Annotated in this window: 6 protein-coding genes and 1 pseudogene; 3 read left to right on the forward strand and 4 right to left on the reverse strand. The window is 76.3% G+C overall.

Going from position 1 to position 7,968, the window contains the following annotated elements; all coding sequences use genetic code 11:
• Positions 1-99 precede the first annotated feature (99 nt).
• A complete protein-coding gene (locus tag AB0M03_RS38830; RefSeq protein ID WP_363501277.1) occupies positions 100-1,146 on the reverse strand; it encodes a DUF4349 domain-containing protein in 1,047 nt (348 codons plus the stop codon).
• A gap of 240 nt (positions 1,147-1,386) precedes the next feature.
• On the opposite strand from AB0M03_RS38830, the gene hemG reads away from it, so the two are divergent.
• Together hemG and hemQ are read left to right on the forward strand one after the other, a co-directional pair.
• Positions 1,387-2,796: a protoporphyrinogen oxidase gene (gene hemG, locus AB0M03_RS38835; protein WP_363501280.1), complete on the forward strand. Its 1,410-nt coding sequence runs from the start codon at positions 1,387-1,389 to the stop codon at positions 2,794-2,796.
• Positions 2,793-3,506, forward strand: coding sequence for a hydrogen peroxide-dependent heme synthase (gene hemQ / locus AB0M03_RS38840; RefSeq protein WP_363501283.1), 714 nt, complete (start codon positions 2,793-2,795; stop codon positions 3,504-3,506). The genes hemG and hemQ overlap by 4 nt, the downstream gene beginning before the upstream one ends.
• Positions 3,507-3,526: 20 nt before the next feature.
• On the opposite strand, the gene AB0M03_RS38845 is transcribed toward hemQ, so the two are convergent.
• The 3 genes and pseudogenes from AB0M03_RS38845 to AB0M03_RS38855 all read right to left on the reverse strand — a co-directional run bounded on the left by AB0M03_RS38845 (position 3,527) and on the right by AB0M03_RS38855 (position 6,762).
• Positions 3,527-4,294 carry a TIGR04222 domain-containing membrane protein gene (locus AB0M03_RS38845; protein WP_363501286.1) on the reverse strand — a complete coding sequence of 256 codons (768 nt, stop codon included), beginning with the start codon at positions 4,292-4,294 and terminating at the stop codon, positions 3,527-3,529.
• A 76-nt stretch (positions 4,295-4,370) separates the two neighbouring features.
• Complete coding sequence (locus AB0M03_RS38850; RefSeq protein WP_363501289.1) at positions 4,371-5,387, reverse strand: TIGR04222 domain-containing membrane protein; 1,017 nt, start codon at positions 5,385-5,387, stop codon at positions 4,371-4,373.
• 57 nt (positions 5,388-5,444) lie between these two features.
• Positions 5,445-6,762 (reverse strand): annotated as a pseudogene (locus AB0M03_RS38855) (DUF692 family multinuclear iron-containing protein).
• Positions 6,763-6,925: 163 nt separating this feature from the next.
• Here AB0M03_RS38855 and AB0M03_RS38860 point away from each other — a divergent pair.
• Complete coding sequence (locus tag AB0M03_RS38860; protein ID WP_363501292.1) at positions 6,926-7,837, forward strand: GNAT family N-acetyltransferase; 912 nt, start codon at positions 6,926-6,928, stop codon at positions 7,835-7,837.
• The last annotated feature ends 131 nt before the right edge of the window (positions 7,838-7,968 follow it).

Raw genomic sequence — 7,968 nt, forward strand, 5'->3', positions numbered from 1 at the left:
CCACTCTCTTACGCGGTGTGTGGGGTTTTGGGGGGGGGGGGGGGCCCCCCCCCCGGGGGGGGGGGGGGGCCCCCCCCCCCCCCCCCCGCCGCGCCGTGCTCACTCCCCGGCCGTCTCGGGCTTCTGCACCTCGGCCGCCGGTGCCGAGGGTGCCGGCTGCGGCGCGGGCGCAGCCGCCGGGGCACCCGCCTGACGCGGCACCGCCCAGGCCGGCACCGGCGTGGCCGGCCGCCGCTTCACCGCCCGCCGGACCAGCCAGGCCACCGGGGCCAGCACCACCAGGAACGGCGCCAGCGCCGCCAGCGTCACCAGCACCCCGCGCACCACCGCCAGCAGGACGTGCCAGCCGCCGGCGAACGCACGGCCCACCGACGCCCACAGGCCGCTGTCCTCCTTCTCCGCCACCGGCGGGGCCGTGGCCGGACGGCGCAGCTCCACCGTGACGGTCGACAGCGACGTCTGCGAGGCCAGCTCCTGCTGGCGCTGCTTCAGCGACTCCAGGTCCGCCTCGCGCCGGGTCAGCTCGCCCTCCAGCGACACCACCTCGGACAGCGACTTCGCCTCGGCGAGCAGCGCCCGCACCCGGTCCACCGACGCCTGCTGGGTCTTCATCCGGCTCTCGGTGTCGACCACCTGCTGCGTCAGGTCGTCCGCCTCGCTGCTGCGCGACACCACGGTGCCGAGCCCCGCCAGCTGCTCCATCACCTGCTGGTAGCGGGCCGACGGCACCCGCAGCACCAGCCGCCCGGCACCCTGGCCGCCGCGCCCGTCGGAGAGCGACTCGCTGCCGACGTAGCCGCCGGTGTCCGCGGCGACCCGCCGCACCGCCTCGGCCGCACCGCCCTTGTCGTCGGCCTTCACCTCCAGCACGATCCGGCCGGTGTAGGCGATGAACCGGTGGTCGGCCGCGTTCGCGGTCGGCGCCCCCGACGCATTGGCGGTGGGCTGCCCGGCCGGCTTGTCCGCCGCGCCCGCACCCGCCGCGGGCCCGCCCGCGGTCGGCGCCGCCTTCGGTGCCACCGCCTCGGCCGGCGCCGCCGCGTCCGCCGAGGACGAACCCCCGCGCTCCGCGGCGCCGCACCCGCCCAGCAGCAGCACCGCCACCACCGCCGCACCCGCCAGCACCCGTCTGCCCCTGGCCCTCATGTCCGTCCTCCCCTGGGATCCGCTCCGGTCGCACCATTGGACGCGGCAACGGCCCGGCCGGACCCGCTCCGGTGATCCCGAAGTGGTCACGAACCGGCCTCGTCCCGGTGTACACCGGCCCTGCGCCGCAACGGAGTTGACGAGCCGCCGACATCCGGGGCGGCCCGCCGGCGCGGCCGCCCCCGCCGGGCGGCCGGGGCAGCCGGGGCCCCGGGGGTAAGGAGTGCAAGACTGCGGGACATGGCAGAACCTCATGTCGTGGTGATCGGCGGCGGCATCGCCGGACTCGCCGCCGCGGTGTTCCTGGCCGACGGATCGCGCCGGGTGACGCTCCTGGAGGCGTCCGGCCGGTTCGGCGGCAAACTCATGGCCGGGGAGGTCGGCGGCGTCCGGGTCGACCTCGGCGCCGAGTCGATGCTCGCCCGCCGCCCCGAGGCCGTCGAGCTCGCCCGGGCGGTCGGACTCGCGGACGAACTGGAGCCGCCCACCGACGCCCGCGCCGCGATCTGGACCCGGGGCGCCCTGCGCCCGCTGCCCGGCGGACAGCTGATGGGCGTCCCCGGCGACCTCGCCGCGCTCGCCGCCTCCGAGGTGCTCTCCGAGGCAGGACTGGAACGCGCCCGGCACGAGCAGCCCATCGAGGTCGGCCAGGACGTCGCCATCGGCGAGTACGTCGCCGCCCGGCTCGGCCGCGAAGTCGTCGACCGCCTCGTCGAACCGCTGCTCGGCGGCGTCTACGCCGGCCACGCCGACGAGATCTCGCTGCGCGCCGCCGTCCCGCAGCTGCTGCCGCTCGCCCGGGCCGGCACCGGCCTCGTCGAGGGCGTGCACGCCCTGGTCGGCGCGCCGCGCGCCGCGGACGGACCGCCGGTCTTCCAGGGCCTCCGCGGCGGCCTCGGCACCCTCCCCGAGGCCGCGGCCGCCCACCTGCGCCGGGCCGGCGCCGAACTGCGCACCGACAGCCCCGTCGACGGACTGCGCCGCACCCCCGGGGGCTGGCGCGTGGCGACCGGCGGCGAAGTCCTCCACGCGGACGCCGTCGTGCTCGCCGTGCCCGCCCCGCAGGCGGCCGCCCTGCTGCGCACCGACGTGCCCGCCGCCGCCGCCGAACTGGACACCGTCGAGTACGCCGGCATGGCCCTGGTCACCATGGCCTTCCACCGCGCCGACACCGCCGCCCTCCCGTACGGCAGCGGCTTCCTGGTGCCGCCGGTGGACGGCCGGGCGATCAAGGCGTCCACCTTCTCCTCGCACAAGTGGGGCTGGCTCGACCGCTCCGCCCCCGACGCCTTCCTGCTGCGCACCTCGCTCGGACGGCACCGCGAGGAGGCGGCGCTCGACCTGCCGGACGAGGAGCTCGTCGCCCGCTCCCTCGCCGACCTCGAACGCGCCACCGGCCTGCGAGCCGCCCCGTACGCCACCGCGGTCACCCGCTGGCGGGCCGGCCTGCCGCAGTACCCGGTGGGGCACCTGGAGCGGATGGCGCGGGTGCGGGAGCAGGTGGCCGCGGCCGGCCGGCTGGCGGTCTGCGGCGCGGCGTACGACGGCGTGGGCATCCCGGCCTGCGTCGGCAGCGCCCGCCGCGCCGTCAACGAGTTGTTGACCCCGGCGGCCGGTGCCGCCGGTGCGGAAGGGACAATGAGGACATGACTGAGAGCACTGAACAGCAGCCCGCGAAGAAGAAGGCCCGCGACCTCAACCAGGTCATCCGCTACACCATGTGGTCGGTGTTCAAGCTCAAGGGCGAGCTGCCGGAGGACCGCGCCGCCCTCGCCGCCGAGGTGGAGGAGCTCTTCGCCCAGCTCGCCGCCAAGGACGTCACGGTGCGCGGTACCTACGACGTCTCCGGCCTGCGGGCCGACGCCGACGTGATGGTCTGGTGGCACGCCGAGAGCTCCGACGACCTGCAGGAGGCGTACAACCGCTTCCGGCGGACCGCCGCGGGCCGCGCCCTGGAGCCGGTCTGGTCGAACATGGCGCTGCACCGCCCGGCCGAGTTCAACAAGTCCCACATCCCGGCGTTCCTCGCCGACGAGCGGCCCCGCGAGTACGTCTGCGTGTACCCGTTCGTCCGCTCCTACGAGTGGTACCTGCTGCCCGACGAGGAGCGCCGCGCGATGCTCGCCGAGCACGGCATGATGGCCCGCGGGTACCCGGACGTCCGGGCCAACACGGTCGCCTCCTTCGCGCTCGGCGACTACGAGTGGCTGCTCGCCTTCGAGGCGGACGAGCTGCACCGGATCGTCGACCTGATGCGCGACCTGCGCCCGTCCCGGGCCCGGCTGCACGTCCGCGAGGAGGTCCCGTTCTTCACCGGCCGCCGCAAGCCGGTCGCCGACCTCTTCGCCGGTCTGGCCTGACCCACCGCCTGCGCGCGGCCCTACGTCCGGAGGGCCGCGCGCAGGCGTTCGTCGGCGAGGGCTGCCGGGCCGACCATGGCGACGGCGGTGAGCATGGCCTGCTCCGGGTCGCGGTCGTGGCCGAGCTGGCGCGGGACGCGGGCGGTCCGCAGGACCTCCATGCCGGCCGGGGCGGCGAAGCGGGTGTAGGTGTGGACGTCCACCCGGGCCATCAGCAGGGTGCCGCAGGTGAGGATCAGCGGCAGCGAGAACCAGGCGACCGCCGCGCCGGCGTCCCCGGTGCCCGGTGCGGCCAGGGCCAGCGACGCGGCCAGCAGCAGCAGGCAGAGCAGCAACGCCCGGCGCACCTGCTTCACCGCCCGCGAGGTGTCCACCCGGACGGACTCGGGGGTGGCCAGCCCCGCCCGGGCGAGGCGTTCACCGATCTCCCGCACGGTCGGGTGGCCGGCCAGGGCGGCCCGCAGCGGTGCCGTCCGGCACTGGCCCTCGGGACCGACGGCCTCGATCAGGGCCCGTTCCAGCCGGCTGCGGCCGCGCGGGTCGACCACGGTCGTCCAGCCGGTGTGCGCCAGGTGCAGCCGCCCGCGGCCGGCCATCAGGACGAGGGCGAGCTCCACCACCCTGGCCGGTCCGCCAGCGAGGTAGGCCGTCTCGTAGAGGCCGATGCCCACCGCCTCGGACGGCCGCGCGGTGCCGTCGAGGACGTCCGCCCTCGTCGCCACCCGGACCAGCTGCAGGCAGGAGAGCGCGGCAGCCGCGCAGGCCGGGATCAGGAGGAGCACCCACATGGGCTTGTTCTAGCCCCGGTGGGGGCGGGCGGGGAACACGTCCCCGGCCCGCGATACCGAACTGTGACCGGCCCGGTCAGGAGCTGCAGCCTCCTCCGCCGCCGCAGCTCGAGCCGCACGAGCTGCCGGACGAGCACGAACTGCCGGAGGAACCGCAGGAGCTGGACGAGGAACCGCAGGAGCCCGACGAGGAGCCGCAGCTCGACGAGCCGCAGGAGCCCGACGAGGAGCCGCTGCCCGAGTCGCCCGACCCGCACCAGGTGACCGGCCCGCTGCAGCTCGACGAGGAGCCGAACGAGGTGGAGGCGGCGACCTGGCGGGCCGCCAGGGCCGCCCGCAACTCCTCGTCCTCCAGCTCCTCGGTGCCGTCCAGGGCGAGCGCGCCGAGGAGCAGCAGCGCCGCCGCCGGCGCCGCCACGTCGTGCGGCCGCCAGGGCGTGCCGTCCTTCATCAGGGACAGCTGGCGGCGGCCCGCCGGGGTGATCCGGCTGCGGTCGGGCCGGGTGGTCACCATCAGGACGATGCCGAGGACCAGCAGCGCCGCGAACGGGAAGATCGGCGGGGCGCCGTCGTAGCGGTCGGAGAACGTCCGGGTCGCCCACGAGACCATCGCGACCACGCCGAGCACCACCGTGGCCGCCAGGGCCAGACCGAGGAAGCGGCGCGCCACCACCACTGCGCGGTGGCGGTCCGGACGGCGCATCAGGCCGCGGTCCGCCAGCCGGTTGCCGATGTCCTGGACGGCGGCGCTGCGGGCGACCGCCCGGCGCAGGGCGTCCACCTGGATCTGCCGGGCCGGGCCCGCCGCGTCGATCAGCGCCGCCTCGACGGCGTCCCGCGGGTAGGAGTCGGTGACGGTGACCGTGCCGGCCCGCGACACGATCACCCGGCCCTCCTGCTGCATCCGCACCAGGGCGGTGTCCGCGACCCGGGCGGGGCCGCCCGCCAGGAAGGCGGTGTCCAGCAGCGGGAGCCCGCGCCCGGACAGGCCCTGCGGGTGCGGCACCCGGCGCATCCGCGCGTTGGCGACGGCCACCGCCGTCCCGGCCGCGAGGACCAGGACGAGGGCCACCGTGAATTCAACAGTCCACATCGTTTGTCTCCCCCGTGGGTCGAACAGGAAGGATCTCGGTCGATCCCGTCGGCCGGGCTACCGGCCGTCGGTGGCGGCGCCGGTGCGGCGCCGCAGGCGGCCGTGGACCGCCCGCACCGCCCGGAAGGCTCCGGCGCGGTGGGGCGCGGCCTTCGGCCGCAACCACCTCTCGAGCTCCGCCCGCCAGGCGGCGGACGGTTCCGCGGCCAGTGCCCAGGCCGCGAACTCCCGTGCGTCGGCCCGGTAGCCGCCGCGCATCGGGCCGGTCCGGGCGTACCGCTCGAACAGCGGCCGCCAGTCCGCGCCGAGGATGCGGGCCGGCTCCGGCACCACCCGGGCGACGGTGTCCCGCCGCTTGGAGGCCAGGCCGCGGGCCTGGGTGGCGACCTGCGCCGGGTCGAAGCCCTCCGGCACCGGGCCGCCGGCGACCAGTGCGGCCATCAGCCCGGCCTGCCGGTCGGCGAGCCGCGCCCGGGCCACCGCCAGCTCGGCGTCGTCCCCGCGCAGCAGGTACTCGTCGCGCTCAGACACGGTGCGGCACCCCCTCCCGGGCCGGTGCGTCCGCCAGGACGGCGCGGATCGCGGCGAGTTCGCCGGCCAGCTCGGCGGGCGGTGGGAAGGCGCCGTCGCGCTCCAGCAGCACTCCGGGCGGCGCGGCGTGCCCGCACAGCTCGGCGAGCACGTCCAGCACCGGGCCGGTGACCGGGTGGGCGTGCGTGTCGTGCCACACCCCGTCCCGCTCCACCCCGCCGGCGACGTGCACGTACGCGAGGGCCTCCAGCGGCAGCCGGGCGAGCTCGGCGGAGACGTCCAGGCCCAGGTTGACCCGGTTGGTGTGCAGGTTGGCCACGTCGACCAGCAGCCGCACGCCCGTCCGCTCCACCAGCTCCGCCAGGAACTCACCCTCGGTCAGCTCGTCGTCCGGCCAGCGCAGGTGCGCCGCGATGTTCTCCAGGGCCAGCGGCACCGGCAGCTGGTCCTGGGCGATCCGCACGTTCTCCGCGACCACCCGCAGGGCGTCCCGCGAGCGCGGCACCGGCAGCAGGTGGCCGGACTCCATCCCGCCCGCCCGGACGAACGCCAGGTGCTCGGTGACCAGCGGCGCCCCCAGCGCCCCGGCCACCTCGGCCAGCCGGGCCAGCCGCTGCGGCGACGGCGGCTCGGCACCGCCGATGCCGAGCGAGACCCCGTGCGGCACCACGGTGACGCCGCGTTCGCGCAGCACCTCCAGCGAGCGGGGCAGGTGGCCGGCGCAGACGTTCTCCGCCACCACCTCCACCCAGTCCACACCGGGCAGCCGCTCGACCGCGGTGTCGATCTCCGCCCGCCAGCCGATCCCCACCCCCAGCCGGGGCGGCTCCGTCGAGTGCGCCATGCGCCCTCCCCCCTCTCCCTCGTGCAGAGGGTGTACCGGCCCGATGAGGCTGCCAACCACCGACGACCGAACTCAGAGCTGAACTTGAGCTTTCTGCCGCGTCGGCACCGGCCCGGGATATTCGGCGGCGCCGCGGCAGCCGAGTCATTAACGTGACGTGTCTATGACGCCCACGATCCGTGCCTTCCGACCGGCCGACGCGGGGGCCGCCTGCGCCGCTCTGCGCGCCGGCCGCCCGTATCTTGTCACCACCCCCGAGACCGTCGCCTGGCAGGTCGCCGCCCAGCCCCACCTGCGGCTCCTGCTAGCCGAGGCCGACGGCGAGATCCTCGCGACCTCCCGCTTCGGCGCCTACCCGGACAGCGAGGAGCCCGGCCACGGCTTCGCCACCGTCCACGTCGTCCCGCAGCACCGCGGACGCGGCACCGGCACCGCCCTGCTGCACGCCACCGAACAGGCGCTCGCCGCCGAGGGCGTCCGGCACGCGCACTGCTGGGTCGACGACGAACCGGGCGCCCACGCCTTCGCCGCCGCCCGCGGCTACACCCGCGGCCGGGTCGCCTACTTCGCCCGCCGCGACCTCACCGCCCCGCTGCCGCCGGTGCCCGCCGCACCGGCCGGCACCGAACTGCGCACCGCCGCCGACTTCGCCGACGACCCGTACCCGCTCTACCTGGTCGACGTCGAGGGCACCCGCGACGAGCCGGGCGACGTCGACCTCGCCGACCAGGGCTACGAGTCCTGGCTCGCCGAGATCTGGCACCGGCCCGACCTCGACCGCGAACTCACCACCGTGGTCCTCGCCGACGGCCGCCCGGTCGGCTTCTCCGCCGCCCAGACCGACGGCGAGGGCCGCTACTGGTCGTCCTTCACCACCACCGCCCGCGCCCACCGCGGCCGCGGCCTCGCCAAGCTCGCCAAGGCCGACTCGCTGCACCGCGCCCGCGCCGCCGGCATCACCGAGGCCTTCACCCACAACGACGGCGGCAACGCCCCGATGCTGGCCGTCAACGACTGGCTCGGCTACGAACGCTGCGCCGCCGAATGGAAGTACAGCCGCAACCTGCTCCGCTGAGGCGTGCGGGTTGACCCGTAGGGTCGCGTGGGGGCACCTCCAGCCTTCGGCCGGTGCCGTCGGATATCGGCACGATGACCTGGTTCGGGATCGTCTGCCCGGCCCGGAAGTTCAGGTTGGACACCACGGGC

The sequence above is a fragment of the Kitasatospora sp. NPDC051914 genome (assembly GCF_040680995.1).
In the GTDB taxonomy this organism is placed as follows: Bacteria; Actinomycetota; Actinomycetes; order Streptomycetales; family Streptomycetaceae; genus Kitasatospora.